The 17,383-nt window shown below is 56.4% G+C and carries 18 protein-coding genes; 7 read left to right on the top strand and 11 right to left on the bottom strand.

Features of this window, described 5'->3' with window-relative positions; translation table 11 throughout:
• Both ABYT07_RS03460 and ABYT07_RS03455 read left to right on the top strand, forming a co-directional pair.
• On the top strand, positions 1–568 hold a 568-nt coding region (locus ABYT07_RS03460), incomplete at its 5' end, for an AAA family ATPase (RefSeq protein ID WP_372989482.1).
• A 75-nt stretch (positions 569–643) separates the two neighbouring features.
• Entirely contained in the window at positions 644–1,537 is an 894-nt protein-coding gene (locus ABYT07_RS03455; RefSeq protein WP_372989481.1) for a helix-hairpin-helix domain-containing protein, read from the top strand.
• A gap of 264 nt (positions 1,538–1,801) precedes the next feature.
• Here the strand turns inward: ABYT07_RS03455 and ABYT07_RS03450 are convergent, their stop codons facing one another.
• The 5 genes from ABYT07_RS03450 to ABYT07_RS03430 all read right to left on the bottom strand — a co-directional run bounded on the left by ABYT07_RS03450 (position 1,802) and on the right by ABYT07_RS03430 (position 4,531).
• On the bottom strand, positions 1,802–2,308 hold the full coding sequence (locus ABYT07_RS03450) for a hydrolase (RefSeq protein WP_372989480.1): 507 nt from the start codon (positions 2,306–2,308) through the stop codon (positions 1,802–1,804).
• Between the two features lie 80 nt (positions 2,309–2,388).
• On the bottom strand, positions 2,389–2,853 hold the full coding sequence (locus tag ABYT07_RS03445) for a cation transporting ATPase C-terminal domain-containing protein (RefSeq protein ID WP_372989479.1): 465 nt from the start codon (positions 2,851–2,853) through the stop codon (positions 2,389–2,391).
• A gap of 165 nt (positions 2,854–3,018) precedes the next feature.
• Positions 3,019–3,399, bottom strand: a complete 381-nt coding sequence (locus ABYT07_RS03440) for an HAD-IC family P-type ATPase (protein WP_372989478.1) — start codon at positions 3,397–3,399, stop codon at positions 3,019–3,021.
• Positions 3,396–3,884: a hypothetical protein gene (locus tag ABYT07_RS03435; RefSeq protein WP_372989484.1), complete on the bottom strand. Its 489-nt coding sequence runs from the start codon at positions 3,882–3,884 to the stop codon at positions 3,396–3,398. The genes ABYT07_RS03440 and ABYT07_RS03435 overlap by 4 nt, the downstream gene beginning before the upstream one ends.
• 41 nt (positions 3,885–3,925) lie before the next feature.
• Positions 3,926–4,531 (bottom strand): HAD-IC family P-type ATPase, encoded by a 606-nt coding sequence (locus ABYT07_RS03430; protein ID WP_372989477.1) that lies wholly within the window; start codon positions 4,529–4,531, stop codon positions 3,926–3,928.
• A 186-nt stretch (positions 4,532–4,717) separates the two neighbouring features.
• Here ABYT07_RS03430 and ABYT07_RS03425 point away from each other — a divergent pair, with 186 nt between their 5' ends.
• Together ABYT07_RS03425 and ABYT07_RS03420 are read left to right on the top strand one after the other, a co-directional pair.
• Positions 4,718–5,191 carry an RT0821/Lpp0805 family surface protein gene (locus ABYT07_RS03425; protein ID WP_372989476.1) on the top strand — a complete coding sequence of 158 codons (474 nt, stop codon included), beginning with the start codon at positions 4,718–4,720 and terminating at the stop codon, positions 5,189–5,191.
• 93 nt (positions 5,192–5,284) lie between these two features.
• Positions 5,285–5,935 (top strand): BON domain-containing protein, encoded by a 651-nt coding sequence (locus ABYT07_RS03420; RefSeq protein WP_372989475.1) that lies wholly within the window; start codon positions 5,285–5,287, stop codon positions 5,933–5,935.
• A gap of 129 nt (positions 5,936–6,064) precedes the next feature.
• On the opposite strand, the gene ABYT07_RS03415 is transcribed toward ABYT07_RS03420, so the two are convergent.
• Positions 6,065–8,062 carry a phosphatase PAP2 family protein gene (locus tag ABYT07_RS03415; protein WP_372989473.1) on the bottom strand — a complete coding sequence of 666 codons (1,998 nt, stop codon included), beginning with the start codon at positions 8,060–8,062 and terminating at the stop codon, positions 6,065–6,067.
• A gap of 385 nt (positions 8,063–8,447) precedes the next feature.
• Here ABYT07_RS03415 and ABYT07_RS03410 point away from each other — a divergent pair, with 385 nt between their 5' ends.
• Complete coding sequence (locus ABYT07_RS03410) at positions 8,448–9,500, top strand: Hint domain-containing protein (protein WP_372989471.1); 1,053 nt, start codon at positions 8,448–8,450, stop codon at positions 9,498–9,500.
• 166 nt (positions 9,501–9,666) lie between these two features.
• On the opposite strand, the gene ABYT07_RS03405 is transcribed toward ABYT07_RS03410, so the two are convergent.
• The 4 genes from ABYT07_RS03405 to ABYT07_RS03390 all read right to left on the bottom strand — a co-directional run bounded on the left by ABYT07_RS03405 (position 9,667) and on the right by ABYT07_RS03390 (position 13,939).
• Positions 9,667–10,989: a TRAP transporter large permease subunit gene (locus tag ABYT07_RS03405; RefSeq protein ID WP_372989469.1), complete on the bottom strand. Its 1,323-nt coding sequence runs from the start codon at positions 10,987–10,989 to the stop codon at positions 9,667–9,669.
• Positions 10,989–11,477 (bottom strand): TRAP transporter small permease subunit, encoded by a 489-nt coding sequence (locus ABYT07_RS03400; RefSeq protein WP_372989465.1) that lies wholly within the window; start codon positions 11,475–11,477, stop codon positions 10,989–10,991. The genes ABYT07_RS03405 and ABYT07_RS03400 overlap by 1 nt, the downstream gene beginning before the upstream one ends.
• A gap of 72 nt (positions 11,478–11,549) precedes the next feature.
• Entirely contained in the window at positions 11,550–12,605 is a 1,056-nt protein-coding gene (dctP, locus tag ABYT07_RS03395) for a TRAP transporter substrate-binding protein DctP (RefSeq protein WP_372989462.1), read from the bottom strand.
• Between the two features lie 38 nt (positions 12,606–12,643).
• Positions 12,644–13,939: a hydroxymethylglutaryl-CoA reductase, degradative gene (locus tag ABYT07_RS03390; protein WP_372989459.1), complete on the bottom strand. Its 1,296-nt coding sequence runs from the start codon at positions 13,937–13,939 to the stop codon at positions 12,644–12,646.
• A gap of 125 nt (positions 13,940–14,064) precedes the next feature.
• Here ABYT07_RS03390 and ABYT07_RS03385 point away from each other — a divergent pair, with 125 nt between their 5' ends.
• Positions 14,065–15,432, top strand: a complete 1,368-nt coding sequence (locus ABYT07_RS03385; protein ID WP_372989457.1) for a PLP-dependent aminotransferase family protein — start codon at positions 14,065–14,067, stop codon at positions 15,430–15,432.
• A 22-nt stretch (positions 15,433–15,454) separates the two neighbouring features.
• Here ABYT07_RS03385 and ABYT07_RS03380 read toward each other — a convergent pair whose 3' ends face one another.
• Positions 15,455–16,180 (bottom strand): GntR family transcriptional regulator, encoded by a 726-nt coding sequence (locus ABYT07_RS03380; protein ID WP_372989455.1) that lies wholly within the window; start codon positions 16,178–16,180, stop codon positions 15,455–15,457.
• A gap of 121 nt (positions 16,181–16,301) precedes the next feature.
• Between ABYT07_RS03380 and dctP (ABYT07_RS03375) the strand changes: the two genes are divergently transcribed.
• On the top strand, positions 16,302–17,327 hold the full coding sequence (gene dctP / locus ABYT07_RS03375) for a TRAP transporter substrate-binding protein DctP (RefSeq protein WP_372989453.1): 1,026 nt from the start codon (positions 16,302–16,304) through the stop codon (positions 17,325–17,327).
• The last annotated feature ends 56 nt before the right edge of the window (positions 17,328–17,383 follow it).

Here is a 17,383-nt window from a genome sequence, read left to right as displayed (position 1 = left end):
CTTGTTACCGACGGCACCTACGCTTGTTCTGATTGGCGGGCTTTCGGGAAGTGGTAAAACAACCGTTGCGCAGGAATTGACCCCCCATATCGGTGCGGCACCCGGTGCGGTCCTTTTGCGCAGCGACACGGAACGCAAGGCCTTGCGTGGTGCGGACCCCGCGACCCATCTTGCGGCGTCCGCCTATACGCCGAAAGCCCGCGCGGCCATCTATGACAGGATACTGAAGCGCGCAGGCGGTATTCTGAAAACCGGCCATTCTGTGCTGATTGATGCCACGTTTCTGAACCCCACCGACAGGGAAAGGGCCGCGTCACTGGCAGCAGAGGCTGGCACTGCTTTGCACCGGCTTTGGCTTGATGCGCCGTTGGATGTGCTGATCGACCGCGTGACGGCGCGACAGGGCGATGCGTCTGACGCCGACGCGGATGTGGTTCGTGCGCAATATGCGAGTGCCCTGCTGCCAGACGGTTGGCAGGTGATTTCTGCAACAGGTTCGATTGCTGACACGGTCGCACGGGCCAGAAACGCGCTACACCCGGCGGACAGCCTCGCCACCAAGCCCTAACACCATTGATCACGATCAATCAGCACAGCAGGGCAGCGCGCTAGGCTGGGCACCAGAAATGTAGTGGAGAGACATATGGCGATCCAACAAGCGCTTGGCGATGCTTTGTCCGAAAACCGCTTTGTTGCGGACAAGCTGGAGGATGTGGCACGCCTTCTTGAGCAACAAGATGCGTCGCCTTTTCGCGTTCGGGCCTATCGCAACGCCGCAAGTTATCTGCGCGACTTGGCGCACCCCGTACGGCATGATTATGAACGCGCAGGCAAACGCGGTCTGGATGATTTGCCAACAATCGGACAGTCCATTGCTGCTACGGTCGCCGAAATTCTGGATACGGGTGCATCAAGCCTTCTGGAAAGGCTGCGGGGTACGACGGACCCCGAAGAAGTGTTGCAGACGGTGCCGATGATCGGCCCCGAACTGGCCCGCCGTATCCATCAGGAACTCGACATTGAAACTCTCGAGGCACTTGAGGTTGCGGCCCATGACGGGCGGTTGGCCACCATCAAGGGGATTGGCCCGCGCCGTGCCGAAAGCCTGCGCCATTCACTGAGTGACATGCTGGCACGCAGACGCCCGCGGCGGGTGCTACAGGACCGACAGCAACCATCAATCGCTGATATCCTCTTTGTCGATCAAAGCTATCGCAGTAACTTGGACGGATTGCCGATGATCAAACCACGCCGGTTCAACCCGACCGGCGAGGCCCGTCTGCCGATCCTGCATGTCGAACGGGACGGATGGCAGTTTACGGCGCTCTTTTCCAACAGCCCCGCAGCGCATCGTTTCGGCCGAAACCGCGACTGGGTGGTGATCTATTTCGAACGTGCAGACCAGCCCGAAGGGCAAGTCACCGTCGTGACAGAGCATGGTGGGCCGCTGGATGGAAAACGCGTTATCCGCGGGCAGGAAAAGGCGTGCGAAGCCTATTATCTGGAACAGGTGCAGGAGCATCTGCAAGCCCATTGAAATACGGAGGGTAGGAACTTGAGCAAACGTAGGGCGTGGATCTTTGTGGCGCTATCTTTTGCCGTTTTGCTGGCGCTTTGCGCAGCCCCTGCAACGACATCGCCGATGACTTCAGATTTGGGTTTGGCAGGGCGGGTCCCCTTGTCAGGTGTGGCCAATGTTTGACCAGTCCAGTCGCCATCCGGATAGCCGCGATATGTGCATTGCACCAATCATCGAGATCTCTTGATCATAGATCATCGCGCGCAACTGCGTGGCGGCGCGTCACAGTCGCGCGATCCCGACCATATAGTTTTCCTTGTACGCCTTGGCGCATTTTGGACAGGTCGTGTAGAAAAAGAAAACCTCACCTGCGGTCTTGCCCATTGCCTTTGCCGCAATGCGCATATCGTGTTCAAATTGCTTCGCATGCCGGTAGGGCCCTTCAAACACACGTGTAAAGAAATCACCTGAAAGTGTCGTCATTTCTTCGTCGGGAACGTCCTGTTGCACGGCAAATAAATGTTCCCCTTCCCACGCGGATATGTCGTGGCTCAGGACGATCTGGGTGGCCGGATCGGCGGCATTGGCGTCGTCGATATGGCCCTGTACCCGGGTGAAAACCGTCCCCATGTTCCACGGAATATGCATGGCACTGCGGGTGGTGGCACGCACAAATTTCTTGTTCACGAAATGCAAATGCTGGTTGTCCCAACCTTCGGGCTTGAAACGCGGACAACACCCTGTGGTGTTTTCACTGAGATCATATTCGGGAAATGAATTGGTTTGCATTTTCAGCCTCTGCCACAGTTCGAATGACCGACATGCACAAGGGTAATAGCTGTCGGATTGTAGCGTTTGACTTTGGTCAATCAACTACTGTGGGCGTGATTTTGACGGTGACGTAGCCGCGACAAGGCCTTGGTGATCTGTCCAATACCCAAGGGAACAAGGCTCATTCCTGCGCCTAACATCCAGGCATCGGGGGGCAAAATTTGCAGATCAAGCGGGGCGACAGCCATCGGCAGAAACAAGGCCAAGAACAGCAGGCCGCTGCTAAGAGCAAAGGCGGTCCAAACATATTTGTTTCGAGTTATTTCGTTAAGAAACACGCCCGACCGTGGATCTCGCATATTGAAAACATGCCACATTTGGGCAAAGGCCAGAGTGAAAAAAGATACCGTCACGGCCTCTTGCGAGGTCAAAACCAGATAGTTCTGCGCAAGGATGAATGCGCCGAGCGTTGCCCCGGAAATGACCAGGCTGTGCAAGACGATTGTGGTCCAGATGGGCCGGGTCACGATGGGTTTGGAGGGGTCGCGCGGGGGGGCGGTCAAGAATGTTATTGCTCCCTTCGCCGACCCCCAATGCAAAGGCCGGGAACACATCTGTCACCAGATTAAGAAACAGGATTTGCAGCGGCATGAGGGGGAAGGGCAGACCCACCAGAACGGCTGCCCCAACGACCAGAACTTCGCTTAGATTACACGACAAAAGATACGTCACAAATCGCTGGATATTGCGAAAGACGACCCTGCCCTCACGGATCGCCGCAACAATCGAACTGAACGCATCATCGCCGCCGCTTTGCGCGCGACCTGCGTCCCGCGCAACCCCATGGCGACACCGATATCGGCCTGTTTAAGCGCCGGCGCGTCCTTTACCCCGTCACCGGTTATCGCGACGATTTCACCATGCTTTTGAAATGCGGCAACCAGTTCAAGCTTTTGAGCGGGGCTTACACGGGCGAAAACGTCTGCTTTGAAGACCGGATTCAGCTCTGCCGCCGACATTCGCGAAATGGACCGCAGGTTGCGCCCCTCCAGAACGATCGGGTCACTGTCGGTAAGCCTGACGGCTTTTGCTATCGTTTTTGCGGTCACTGCGTGATCACCCGAATTCCAGCCGACCGACATTGCGTAATTGCCTGTGGCACGTCGCGGCGCGGCGGGTCAATCAGGCCGACAAGCCCCAAGAATTTCAGGTCCGCATAGGTGGCCGCTTGCGGTGATTGCAAAGTGCGCGTTGCGACGGCCAGAACACGCATCCCGCGCGCTGCCATCTGGTCGGTGCGGGATTTCCAGAAGGCGCGTTTTTCTGGCGTCAAACTGGCATTCACGCCATCTGTCTGAACACTTGTGCTGTACGCCTCAAGCACCTCTTCAGGTGCTCCTTTGACCCACATCACAAAATCATCATCCGCACGGTGAACCGTGCCCATCAGTTTCGCCGTTGAATCAAAAGCAATCTTGCGCACCCGCGCGAAGCGTGTTTCCAACTGGCGTTTGTCCATACCTTCGGCTTTGCCGGCGGCCAACAAAGCTTGCTCCAGTGGATTGCTTATAGGGCTGTGACCATCAACGCCCAATTCCGCATTGTTGCACAGCAGACAACCGGACAGAACGTCTGTCAGACAGGTTTTCCCATCGGGCTGATCGCCAGACAAGGCGGGCTGAAAGCGGTGCGTCGTATCGGACAGAGCAAGCAGAATGCCCCCACAGTCATTTCCTGAAGCTGCATGCTGCTTTCAGTCAATGTGCCGGTCTTGTCGGTTAGAATAACGGTCGTCGCCCCAAGCGTTTCAACGGCTGATAAATGTTCAACAAGGGCACTGTGTTTTGCCATGCGCCACATCCCCCGCGCCATTGCCATGATCGCAACAATGGGCAAGCCTTCGGGGATCGCGGCCACGGCAAGAGCGATTGACGCTTTGATAATCAGCACGTCGTGCCCACCCTGCAAAAGCCCTAACACGCCAAGGATTGCAACAATCGCGAGCGCCAGCTTGATCAATTGACCACTGAGCCGGTTTAGCTGGCTTTCGAGAGGAGAATTTTCCGGTGCCACGTCTTCGACGAGCTTTGAAATCAGCCCCAATTTTGTGTCCAACCCGGGGGGCACGAAGACACCGATGGCGCTGCCGCGCGTGATGGCGGTGCCCTTGAACGCCATGCAGGCCCTGTCGCCCATTTGACTATCTGCACAAACGGCAGAGGTGGTTTTATCAACCGCCACGGATTCCCCCCGTGAGCGCAGTTACGACATCCTGGGGGCCGGACGCATGTGGCACGCCCGTGATTGCCAACCATTGCCCACTATTCAGCGTCATTATCGGGCCAAAGGGGGATTGATCAGGATCAATAAGCGCGCGTGGCTTGTGTGGAACGATGATGTCCAATGATATTCATTCGGAGCCCCTCCATGTCCCGCGCCCTTCACTTGGTCACTGCCGTCGCTCTTTCCCTTTGCACAGCCTGCACCGCAACAGATTACGGTCCAAACGAGACAGCCGGCGGCCTGACGGGCGCTGTTCTGGGGGGATTGCTGGGTGCCCAATTCGGGCGCGGCGACGGAAACCTTGTGGCGACAGGGGCCGGTGTTCTGATTGGGGGGCTCATCGGGAGCGAGATCGGTCGGTCCATGGATGACACCGACCGCCTGCGCGCAAACGAAGCGATCCGGCAAGCCTATAACGCACCGGTTGGCGACACCATCCGCTGGAATAACGCACAGTCCGGCAATTACGGAACGGTCACGGCCCTGCGCGACGGGGTTGCGACATCTGGGCGGTATTGCCGGGAATACCAACAAACCATCACGGTCGATGGAAGACGCGCCGTGGGGACCGGCATTGCCTGCCGCCAACCCAACGGCACTTGGCAGATTGTAAGCTGATCATGCGCCTGCACTGCGTTGATGAATGTCAATCGCAGCAAATGGTTTGGTGCGAATTTACCGCCCTAAGCAACCTCAATCAGGAGAATCACAATGCGTACTGACGAACAGATCAGAGATGACATCATGGCAGAGATTGATTTTGATCCCAAAGTCGAGGCAACCGATATCGGCGTGACCGTCAAGGACGGTGCCGTCACGCTTCACGGGACCGTTCATAGCTATTTCGAAGAATTGGCCGTAATCAAGGCCGCCAAGCGTGTCAAAGGCGTGCATGCCGTGGTCGAAGAGATCAAGATCAAATACCCCTCTGACACCCAGATTGATGACTTGGATATTGCCGAACGCATTGCCCATCTTTGTGAGTGGAACACGACATTCCGCAAATATGACATCAAGGCTGAAGTGAAGAGTGGTCATGTGACGTTGTCGGGTAACGTCGACTGGCAATACCAGCGTGCTGATGTGCGCGATTACGTCTCGCGTCTGCGGGGGGTGAACAGTGTGACGAATGCGATCACCATCCGGCCGCATGCTTCGCAACTTGATGTCAAACGCAAGATCTCAGAGGCGCTGCACCGAAGCGCGACCTTGGAATCCTCGAAAATCAACGTGGATGTGGCTGACGGTCAGGTCACTCTGAAGGGGCATGTCAAAGCATGGTACGAGCGTAAGCTGGCCGAGGACGCAGCCTGGTCCGCGCCCGGTGTCACAAAAGTGGTAGACCATATCCAGATCTCTTGATCTGATTGAACCTAGATTGGCGATCCTGCGGGGTCTCAACCAGCCGCATCTCGTGGCTGGACGGCCCTGCGTGACGCCCGTTTTGTGGCTAAGTCGGGTTCGGCGAACCTTTGCCCCGATATTCCGGTATTAGGGGCGGGTGGCGGCGATGCCTGCACTGTTCAAGCCTTCGGTAAGCTCTTGCAAGCTGGCGCGGGTGCGTGGCCCTGTTTCGACTGGCACCGTATCTTCCAGCGCCCAGTCCAGCGGGTTTTCTGCGGTCATGGTGCCGACAAAAACCGTCTGCCCGTCCCCTGTGCGAAAAAGGCTGTCCCAGATGCGTAGATGCAGACGTTTGCCCCCAGATTGATTGGCTTGGTTGGCGTATCCGATTGTCATAAGCCGGCTGTCCCAAAATGTGGGAAGCACAAGGGGATGCGGCAGTGGACGCCCCCGCCAGTCATCAAAAAACGCACGCGCTATCAGATTAAACGATGGACCGGGGGCCTGTTGCCACCCCAGTTTTTCAACAGCATCGGTCAAGGCTGCGGTGTCTTGCGCGGTCAGGATCAGATTGACCCGTTGGTGGGGGGCACCCGACAATACTTCTGTCATCTCGGGGAGCTTGGCCTCGTCAAACACCTTGAGCGGCTCTGCCGTGATCTGGGTTGCGCGGGCTGTCGTCTCTCCTAGCGGGTTAGAAGTTGTCGACACAATATAGATGGCCGCAAACCCCGCCACCATGAACGATGCCGCCGCCAAGCTTTGGCGAAGTGGTGTCCCAGCTGCACGTTGTGCGCCACGCCGCCATTCGCAAAACGCAATCCCCAAGATCAGCCAGATCCCCCCGACAAGATATCCGTTCAGCACGTCCGACAGGTAATGTTCAACCAGATAAACCCGGCTAAACCCGATCAGAAAGGCCGTCGCCACAGCAGCGAAAGCAGCAACATCCGCGCGCAAGAGCCTGAGCCGCCAAGCCAGATAGAACAACATCCCCCAGACCGCCACGGAACCCGCAGCATGCCCGCTGGGAAAGCTGCCAGAGGTTTCGACAAAATAGCCCAGATCAGAACGGGGTCGGGCAAAAAAGCTTTTGAGCAGGGTCACAGTGATCTGGTTAAATACAGCGGCAATCCACAAGCCGCCAAACAGATCATATCGCCGCAAGATCAACAGGGCTACACTGACACCTGCCAGCAAAGGCAAGATACCATGACGCCCGCCGATATCGGTGATCCAAGCCAACACAGCGATCACGCGTTCGTCGCGCATGGCGTACAGCAGATTGGCAAGTCGCGTATCGGTTCCAATGTTTCCCTGTGCTCCTAGAAAATCATAAACGGATTCAGCGTAGGCCGCCGCGATATAGACCAGTAATACCCCAAGCATGGTCGCTGTCAGGCCCAAAAACTGGTCTGTCCCAAATCGCGCTGCGAAGAAGCCGGTCCATTTCGGATGACGGTGCCTCCATTTGCGCACAAAGGGTTTTTGCGCAATCCCGATGGCCAAGGATTTGGCAATATCAATCATGACCGGCGTCAGCAGGCGCATGCGGTACCAGATCAAAAGCAACACACCCAAGGCGAGAACCAGCATCGCCCCGAAGAGGGCCAAGGGTGGTGTGGCGATACCCATCGCACCCAATGCGCTGCCTGAAAAATACCCCAACGCCAGCAAGATGACGGCGTGTATTATGGCACTGGCTGCATTCAAGGCGAAAAATTTGCGCTGCCCCATGCCTGCCATTGCCGCCGCAAACGGTACAAAGCCCGAAAGCGGACCGCGAAACCGCCCCAAGGCCATAGCAAAGCCGCCATAGCGTTGCAAAAGATCTGCCCCTGCCAGCGTATGGCGTGACCCAACAAAGTGCAGCCGACCTGTCTTTTCCTTGCCAGCCACACGGCCCAAATAAAAGCTAATGGCGCTGCCGATAATAGTTCCGGCGGCAATGAACCAAACCAGATCGGTAAACCCGGCTATACCAAATCGTGCCAGTATGCCCGCCGCAAGAATGGCCAATGTGCCCGGCATCAGAACGGTCGTCAGCACAACAGCCTCAAGCATCGCAACAAGGGCAAAGCTCCAATAAAGACCGGACCCAAAGGCGGTCAACGAGGGCAGGAATTGGTCAAGAATCTCTGGCATGGTGAACCTGTTTTGCCGCATTCGGCTGGCGTGAAATCAAGGTGTGCGGGTGTGACCCCGATCATGAGCAGGCTTGGAACAGCCATGGCAAGACTTCAATGTAGGTCGGCACTTTGCCACGACCAGCCATCTACGCCGATAGTCCAGAAGCACCTGAAAATTAACTTGTCACAAGATTGACACCTTAGAGCCACGCGCTGCGCATTTTCCGCGTGTTAATAAAGATTAAATTAGCCGTTCTAGACCAAACAAGAAACTTTGGCGGCTTTGTCCTAACCCGAACCGTCTGATCGATGGGGCACACCGTTCTGGCGTAGGTCCCCAATTCTTCGCCCAACTTGGGGCGGACTGATACAACCGCGAACCGATGTCAGGTAAAGTAAAGATGATTGAGCTTACCTTTAATGGCCTAAATATTGCGACCTTCTCTGATGCTTATCAGACAGGGAATGCATCGCAGAACGACTTGGAACTCACGCTCAATAACGTCCAGGCAATTGGCACCGCGACCGAAGAATTCACGCTAAGGCAGACGCAGGCAAGTTCGAACAGTGATGAGTTCGACAACGGTCAGTTCTGGGAACTTGTCGCGTCAGATGGGACTGTGATCGCAACCTCGTTGAACCCCGGTGATGACCTTTATGACAGACTGGGTGCAACTGATGAATACATCATCTTTCAGTCTGGCAGTTTTGGGAACCTGATCATCGGGGTACAAGACTTTCCGACATCGCCACAAAGCATCACATACACCCAAGATGACGAAAATGGTGCCGCCGACAAAGGGGACAATGACGGGAATTTTGACTTTGCAGAGGCCATATGCTTCGCGAGGGGCGCGGAAATCGAAACCCCTGATGGAAGGCGCTGCGTCGAGACGCTTGGGGTGGGTGATATGGTTTGCACGCTCGATCATGGGCCGCAGCGGATTTTATGGTGCGCGCAAAGTGAAATTAATCTTGTACCGCAAGCGAAGCGGGACGATGTTCCCGTCAGGTTGCGTTCGGGGTGCCTTGGCGATGGTATTCCGCATCGTGATCTGACCGTTTCGCCCCAACATCTGATCATGTTGGGGGGATGGCCGATCGAGCTTAACTTTGGGTGTGAAGAAGTTTTCGCGCCAGCCAAAGCGCTGGTCGATGACGCCGCCATTTTCAGACTGAACGGGCTGACGAAGATCACATATCACCATATCATGTGCGCAAATCACGAGATCATCTTTGCCAATAGCGTACCCTGCGAGACCTTCAGAGCAGGCGCGCAAGCCATATCAACACTTTCCGCATCCGCGCGCATGAGCTTGATGAGGGCTGCCTTACGCACCGAAAACGACGAAGTCGCGCGACCGGTGGTCAAATCCGGGTTGGTGGCTGCGATCCGGTCGGCAATGATACGAAATTACGACGCCCCGCAATCGAGGCTGGCGAAAGCCGCATAGGGAAACCGGACAAACTTGGATTTCTCCGTAAGCGCCTATCAAACTGCACCTGTTCGGATTGTCTTCTTGCTTGGAAAGGGGCCGGTTTAGATCTCATTAAACACAAATTCGCGCAGCAATAATAACGCCCTATCCTTTGTCCATTTGTGACAAGACAACCCGTCAATCACTTCAACCTGTTTGGCGCTTGCTCTGGCAACCACGTAACAAGTTCCGGGAACAGGACAAACAGGATCAAGACCACCACTTGGATTAGAAAGAACGGAATAACACCGCGGTAAACCTGTCCAATGCCGATCCCTTCAGGCAACACGCCTTTCAGATAGAATAGCGTATAGCCGAAAGGCGGCGTGATATAGGCCATCTGGGCTGTCACCATGAACAGTACCCCGAACCACAACGGATCAAATCCAAGCGTTTTGATAATCGGCACAAAGACCGGTACGCACAGCAGAATTATCCCGATCTCGTCCAAAAAAAGGCCAAGAAAGATCAACACCAGCAACATGGCCAGCAGGACAACATAACGCGACGACTCCAGCCCCTGGACAAAGCTCAGCACACTATCCGCACCGCCTGTCGCCACAAAGACCGAGATGAACGCCTTGGCACCCAGCGTGATCCAAAGGATCATCGCCGTGACCCGCAAAGTGTCCGTGGCGGCGGCATTCAGATTGGGTAGTCGCAGACGCCCAGACAAAAGCGCCGACAGCAAAGCACCTAGAACACCGACGGCGGCGGCTTCGGTCGGTGTCGCGATCCCCGCATAGATCGATCCAAGAACAGAGAAAATAACAAGTGCTGGCAAAACCAGATGGCGCAGGGACGCAAGCTTTTGCGCCAGCGGGATGGCTGTCGTATCCTGTGGCTTGGGGGCCAGTTCGGGGTTCAGCGTGACGCGCACCCAGATGTAGGTGCAATAGCCGAATGCAAGGATCAGGCCCGGCAGGATACCCGCAATGAACATCTGCCCAATGGAAATTTGTGCCGTGATCGCATAGACGATCGTCACCACAGATGGCGGTATCAGGATGCCCAACGTTCCCCCGGCGCAGATCGCGCCCAACGCCAGCGGCGGGTGATAGCCGCGCGCCAGCATAGATGGTAACGCCAAGATACCCATCGCGGCCACGGCAGCGCCGACAACACCCGTCATGGCGGCCATAATGGTGCAGATGACCACTGTGCCAATGGCCAGTCCACCCGATACCCCGCCGAACCATGTTTCCATGGCGGCGTAAAGATCATCGATAATCTGCGATTTCTGCAAGATGGCAGCCATCAAGACATAAAGCGGAATCGCCATCAAGGCCTCTGATGTCATCGTCTCAAAGGTATTGAGCACGGTGACAATCAGCGCACTTGGCCCCCAAAGCGTAGCTGTCGCCAGAAAGGCGATTGCGCCCAGAACAAAGACCAAGCCAGCGCCGCTCAGCATCAACAGGATCAGGGAAACGAACATCCCTACCAGAACAAGACTGCTTTCCATTACGCGGCCCGCTCTTTCAGCGCAAAGACAACTTCGGCAAGGGATTGAAGCACAAGCAGAATGGCCGCCAGTGGCAATACCATTTTGGCAGGCCAGATGATCGGGTTCCAAGCGGAATAGCTGGTTTCGCCGTATTCATAGGCCTGCCATGCCAATGGCAAACTGAACCGCAACAAGATCAAGCCAAAGAGCAGCGCCAGCAGTGCCGCCATCACGGCGAGTACCGTGCGCAGCCTGCCCTGTGCTGAAGCGGACAGGATATCGACGGCGACATGTCCGCCACTGTGCAGCAGATAAGGTCCACCCATCAGAAAGAAAGGGCCAAACAGCAAGGTTGCCAGTTCGGGCCCCCAGCTGGTCGGGCTGTGGAAAGAATAGCGCGAGATCACTTCGAAAAGCATGAGGGCCGCGATGACATAGACAAGCCATTTCGTGGCCTCGAACGTCCAGCGGTTGAAGGTGGTAATAGCGCGCGCAGCTTGAAACATTGATGCCTCCCTTATTCGCGAAACCGGCCCGCTGCTGTCTTGCGCGGGCCGGTCTTGGTCGGTCGTGGCGGATCAGAGCAGCCGCAGGTCTGTCATCAGTTGCTTCTGGCTTTGCATCATCTCGGTGGCCAAGGCATCTCCGTTTGTGGCCTTCTCCCAAGAGGCGACGGCCTTGTTGCGCGATTGTGCGACATCTTCGGGATCAAAGGTGATGATTTCCACACCTGCCTCTTCGAACTTTGCCAGGTATTCCGCGTTATCGACGATGATATTCTGACGCAGCGCGCCCGAGACTTCTCGTGCGGCGACGGCAAGCGCTGCCCGCTGTTGATCGTCCAGCTGGCCATAGGCCGCAGTGTTCGCAACATAGCATGTCGCCGTCGAGGGTTGGTGGATGCCGGGCAAAATCAGGTATTTGGCAACCTCGTGAAGACCCTCTTCGTAGTTGGCTTTGATATCGCCACGGTCGGCGAAATCCACCAACCCTTTGTCGAGGGCAGAATACACCTCGGATGTCGGCAGCGGCGAAACCGCGACGCCAAAATCGGCCATGACGGCAGCGGCAAGCCCGACAAACCGGCCTTTCAAACCGTCCATATCCGCGATCTTGCGAATTTCTACCTTCGAATGCAGCGGCTCTTCGCCATAGACTGTGGGCGCGACATATGTCAGCCCCGCAGGCGCATAGGATCTGGCCGCCATGTCCATGCCGCCGCGCTCGTAGAACCATGCCTCGTACTGGTCCGCCTCGGGAAAGCCGAAAGGTACAGTCGACGAAAACCCGTGCGCGGGGATCTTGCCCGCGGTATAGCCATCAAAGGTCTTCATAAGCTGAAAGGCACCACCCCGCACGGCATCGAATGACTGTGCTGCGGGAACGATCTGGCCACCTGCAAAGGCTGTGATGTCCAAACTGCCACCGGTCAACTCACGGACGCGGTCACAGAACTTTTCCTCGTATAGCATTGGCGTCGTGCCGCCGCCCCAAAGTGCTTGCATCCGCCACTGGATTGTCCCCTGTGCCCTGACGGAACTGGCAGCGACGATTGCTGGCGTGGCGAGCCCCGCCGCTGCGGCACCGCGCATGAAATGACGACGTGTTGTCGGTTGGTTGATTGTCTTTGTCATTGGTTGTCCTCCCTAGAAAACCTTGGCTGTGCAGCTTGTTAAAGCTTTGCCAGCACTTCTTTTGCCGCCTGAACACTGACGTGCCCCTGCGTTGCGATGGCATTTGCCACCGCTTCGATCTGCGGGCCTACGGCACCCGCCAGAATTGCGATGTTGCGTGCATGCAGCGCCATATGGCCCTTCTGGATGCCTTCGGTTGCCAGCGCTCGCAATGCGGCCATATTTTGCGCCAACCCGACGGCGACAGTGACCTCCGCCAGTTCCTGCGCGGTGCTCACCCCCAGCACACGCAGCGCAGCCTGTGCGGCCGGATGCGTTTTCGTGGCCCCCCCGACCAGCCCAAGCGCCATCGGCATTTCGATTGTACCGATCAAGGTCCCGTTTCCGCCCCGTTCCCAAGTCGTCAAGGACGTATAGTGACCGCTTCGCGCCGCCCAAGCGTGCGCACCCGCTTCGATCGCACGCCAGTCATTGCCCGTCGCCACAACAACGGGATCAATGCCATTCATCACCCCCTTGTTATGGGTCGCCGCGCGATAGGGGTCGATCTGCGCAAGGGCGTAAGCTTCGATCATGCCATCGATCACATCATTGCCGTCCATCGTTTTCGTCGTCAAAGCAGCGGGCGTCAGCGTGACATGCGCCCGCGCAAGCCGGCGATCCGCAAGGTTTGAAAGAATCCGCAAGCGGGTATGGCCACCGGCAATTTCGGCGACGCGGGGCGCGATGGTTTCTGCCATCGAATTCACCGCGTTGGCCCCCATGGCATCACGCACATCCACAAGGATATGCAGCACTGCCATCGGGCCAACGGCAGATTTCTCGAAAACATGAACTTCGATCCCGATGCAACCGCCGCCCAGCGACACCAGCACCTCGTCACGGCGGTTGCACATCTCGCGCAGCTCGGCTTCGGCTGCCAACAAGCGATGGCGCGCGCCACTTGGGTCGGCCAGACCAACAACCTGAATTTGTGCCCGCATGACCGGCCTGTCTGATGAGGTGTGAAAACCGCCACAACCCCGTGCAATCTTGGCCATATAAGAGGCGGCTGCCACGACAGACGGTTCTTCAACAACCATCGGGATCAGGTAATCTTTGCCATTAATGGTAAAGTTCGAGGCCAGCCCAAGCGGCAGTTCAAACTTGCCAATGACATTTTCGATCATGCCGTTAGCCAATGATATCGGCAGCACATCGCGCCCTGTCAATGTGGCACGGTCTGTATCATCCATACCCACTGTTTTTGCCAATAGGTCCAGCCGCGCTTCGGGCTCAAGATCCCGAAAGCTTTCAAGCCGCGAATTGATCTGCGTCGTATTGCCGTTTGTCATTCAGTCTATGCCCCCCGCTTTCACGGCAGACCCTAGACGCAATCGCCGGAACCTTGATAGGTACAATTGTGGAATACAGTGGCGTAGTGTACTGGTACTTTAAGTGGTACAATTTTTGGACTGCAATGAACAAGACCGATAACATCGTGCGGCGCTTGGCCGATAACATCGCCAATGGCAGTCCGGCAGCAGGTGAACGCTTGCCCTCCATCCGCGCAGCCGCGGCTGATCTGGGTGTTTCCAAGAATACGATTGTCGAAGCCTATGACAGGCTGGTGGCGCAAGGACTGATTACCGCGCGGCAAGGGGCTGGGTTTACGGTCGCCTCACACACCCACACGATCCGAGAGGATGATGCTCCCCGACATCTGGTTGAAGCCGTGGACAGCATCTCCCTGCTCCGGGCGCAGCTTGATCAGAATTACGCAGTCCGTATCGGCGACGGGCGCCCGCCGGCATTGTGGATGGCAGGCATCCCAATGCGCAACCTACCCGAACTTCAAAGTGATAGCGGCAATGATACCTCGGGATACGGCTCTCATATGGGGTATCATCCGCTTCGCACCCTGATTGCGGCCCGGCATAAATCGGATGGCATTGCGCTTGAGCCCGAACAGATCGTGACGACCTTTGGGGCAAATCATGGACTTGACCTGATCGTGCGGCGCTATCTCAAGCCCGGCGACACTGTGTTGGTCGATGACCCTGGATATTATCCCCTGTTTGCCAAACTCCGCTTTTCTCAGGTGACTTTCATCGGGGTGCCACGCGGTACAAACGGCCCGGATCTGGACCAATTGCGTAGCCTGGCAGCAGAGCATCGCCCCAAGCTTTTCTTTACACAATCGTTGGCGCAAAATCCGACGGGCACCTCGATGGATCTGGTGACGGCCCATGGCGTGTTGAAACTGGCCGAAACTATGGATTTCATGGTCGTCGATGATGATCCGTTTATCGACCTTCCTGATCCGAAAGGGGTGCGCCTGGCGGCGCTGGACGGGTTTGACCGCGTTATTTTTGTCGGCACGTTTTCAAAGACATTATCTGCCTCATTTCGCACAGGTTATATCGCGGCACACCGCAGCATTACCGAAGAACTGGCTGAACTGAAAATGATCACGACGGTCAATTCGTCACGGTTCTCCGAGATGATTGTCACCGAAATGATTCAAAGCCAGCGCTATGCCCGGCACCTTAAAAAGCTGGCCAGACGGTTGCAGAATGCGGCTGAGAAACTGCAAGGCGATCTGGCCGCTTTGAATCTGCGCTGCAAAGTTCCCCCCGGACAGGGATATTACGCCTGGCTCGACCTGCCGAAGGGGATCAGCGACACCGACCTTGCGAAAAAGGCTGCGGCCGAGGGAATCTTCATTGCCCCCTCAAGCTTTTTCGTGGTTCAACCCTCTGGCACGCCAGCCGCGATGCGCTTGAATGTTACCCGCACCGGCGACCCAAGATTCATGCGCTTTCTGAGGCGCGAACTAGGGCAATGAAAGCCAAAATCGGAACTGGCCGTCAGAAGAAATCCGGGTGCCGTTTGCGAATATCATCGACCCGCGCCAGCGTGCCTGAAAGATGGTCGCGCACCGCTTTTTGCCCCGCGGCAGGGTCCCCTGCCCGGATCGCCGAAGCGATACGGTGGTGACATTCCATAATTGAGGCTGATTTTCCAGGATCAGGCAGGTTCAAATTGCGAAGCCGGTCGATATGACCGGACCGCGCCGTCACAAGATCCCACAGGCTTTCCACACCGATCAACCCACACATCCGCCTGTGAAAGCTGTGATCCAAGGCGGAAAACTCGACCATATCCTCGGCCTCCAAAGCCCGTTCCTGACGCGCGACCAATACATCTATTTCATCCATGAAAGACCGGTCCTGCGTCAACGCCAAGCGTCGGATCACCTCAAGCTCAAGGGAGAGCCGCAGGAACTGGGTTTCTTGCGCATGTACAATGTCGATACGGGAAACAACCGTCTTGGACTGAGGGAAAATCACCAACAGCCCTTCTTCGGCAAGTTTTTGCATGGCTTCGCGTACGGGCATTTGGCTGACGCCATAGGTATCGGTCACTTCTACCCGCGACAGCGACTGGCCGGGCAAAAGTTCAAGCCCGACGATTCGATCTCGCAATGCATTATAGACCTGTTGGCTGGTGGTCATCCGTCTGATCGGCGTGGGCGCGCCTGAAATACGCACCTGCCCAACCGGGGATGTCGATTTGAATTCCTGTTTGCTCATTACACTTAGCTGTCTTTCTGTCGCTTGCCGATGCCCACTGTACAAGGGTCTTGCCAAAAGCGCACTAATATATTAGTTCAATTTTAGCAGGGTGATCTGCACGATCCAATGGGAGGATATTATGAAACTGACGCTTAAGGCGCTTATGGCTGCGACTGTTGCCATGCCGGTCTCAATGGCCGCCGCTGAAACACTAAATATACAAACATCATTCAACGCAGGCGATTTTTCGACGCAATACCTGACTGAAACCTGGCTGCCCAAGATCAAAGAAATGACTGATGGCCGGATCGAGATCGTGCTGACGCCAAACGGGTCCGTCGTCCCCGCGCGTGAAACCCCCGAAGCGGTTGCCGCCGGTGTGCTGGATGGTGACTTCACCTCAGTGAACTATTTTGCCGGGCTTGAGCCAGCGTATGCCATCATGGGCGACCTGATTTCTGGCTACGACACGCCAGAACAGATGCTGGGTTTCTGCAAGGATGGCGGCGGTGCCGCGATGATGCAAAAAGCTGCTGATTCAGTAACAGACGGCGAAGTACATGTCGTTGCATGTGGACCATATTCGCGTGAGGCACTGCCCGCAGCCGTTCCGATCCGAACCTACGAAGACCTTGTCGGCAAAAAGATCCGCTCCCCCGAGGGTCTTGCCGCTGCGGTGTTTCAGGCCGCCGGCGCGTCACCGGTTTCGATCCCGTTCTCCGAGGTTTTTGGCGCGCTTGAAAAGGGCATCGTCGATGCTGCTGATGCCTCGGCCTATGTGAACAACGACGCAACTGGCCTGCACGACGTGGCACGTTTTCCGCTTTATCCCGGCATCCATTCCATGCCGTCAATGCAGTTCACCCTCAACACCGAAAAGTGGGAGGCCCTTTCAGCAGAAGATCAGCAGGCCCTGCACGATTGGTGGTATGACGCGATGTACGCCATGGCAGCCGAAGTCGGTAAGTTGGACAAGCAGCTGGCTGAACGTGACGCCGCTGGCGACAAGATCGAAGTCATCGACTGGCCACAGGAAAGCCGCGACAAATTGCGTGTCGTCGCCCGCGCACAGTGGGAAGACTATGCCAAGAAGTCCGATCTCGCCCAAGAAGCGCTGGATGCAAATCTTGCCTATATGAAAGAAATCGGCCTGTTCAAAGAATAAGAGCCGCCGCACCGCGCCAGTCAGACTGGTGCGGTGCTGTCTTTACCTTTCTGGGG

This window comes from Sulfitobacter sp., assembly GCF_041552635.1.
Lineage (GTDB): Bacteria > Pseudomonadota > Alphaproteobacteria > Rhodobacterales > Rhodobacteraceae > Sulfitobacter.
This window is presented reverse-complemented; position numbering and strand designations above follow the sequence as displayed.

Coding starts and splice junctions, on each gene's coding strand:
- ABYT07_RS03455 (WP_372989481.1), top strand. CDS start 644: ATGGCGATCCAACAAGCGCTTGGCGATGCTTTGTCCGAAAACCGCTTT.
- ABYT07_RS03450 (WP_372989480.1), bottom strand. CDS start 2,308: ATGCAAACCAATTCATTTCCCGAATATGATCTCAGTGAAAACACCACA.
- ABYT07_RS03425 (WP_372989476.1), top strand. CDS start 4,718: ATGTCCCGCGCCCTTCACTTGGTCACTGCCGTCGCTCTTTCCCTTTGC.
- ABYT07_RS03420 (WP_372989475.1), top strand. CDS start 5,285: ATGCGTACTGACGAACAGATCAGAGATGACATCATGGCAGAGATTGAT.
- ABYT07_RS03415 (WP_372989473.1), bottom strand. CDS start 8,062: ATGCCAGAGATTCTTGACCAATTCCTGCCCTCGTTGACCGCCTTTGGG.
- ABYT07_RS03410 (WP_372989471.1), top strand. CDS start 8,448: ATGATTGAGCTTACCTTTAATGGCCTAAATATTGCGACCTTCTCTGAT.
- ABYT07_RS03405 (WP_372989469.1), bottom strand. CDS start 10,989: ATGGAAAGCAGTCTTGTTCTGGTAGGGATGTTCGTTTCCCTGATCCTG.
- ABYT07_RS03400 (WP_372989465.1), bottom strand. CDS start 11,477: ATGTTTCAAGCTGCGCGCGCTATTACCACCTTCAACCGCTGGACGTTC.
- dctP (WP_372989462.1), bottom strand. CDS start 12,605: ATGACAAAGACAATCAACCAACCGACAACACGTCGTCATTTCATGCGC.
- ABYT07_RS03390 (WP_372989459.1), bottom strand. CDS start 13,939: ATGACAAACGGCAATACGACGCAGATCAATTCGCGGCTTGAAAGCTTT.
- ABYT07_RS03385 (WP_372989457.1), top strand. CDS start 14,065: ATGAACAAGACCGATAACATCGTGCGGCGCTTGGCCGATAACATCGCC.
- ABYT07_RS03380 (WP_372989455.1), bottom strand. CDS start 16,180: ATGAGCAAACAGGAATTCAAATCGACATCCCCGGTTGGGCAGGTGCGT.
- dctP (WP_372989453.1), top strand. CDS start 16,302: ATGAAACTGACGCTTAAGGCGCTTATGGCTGCGACTGTTGCCATGCCG.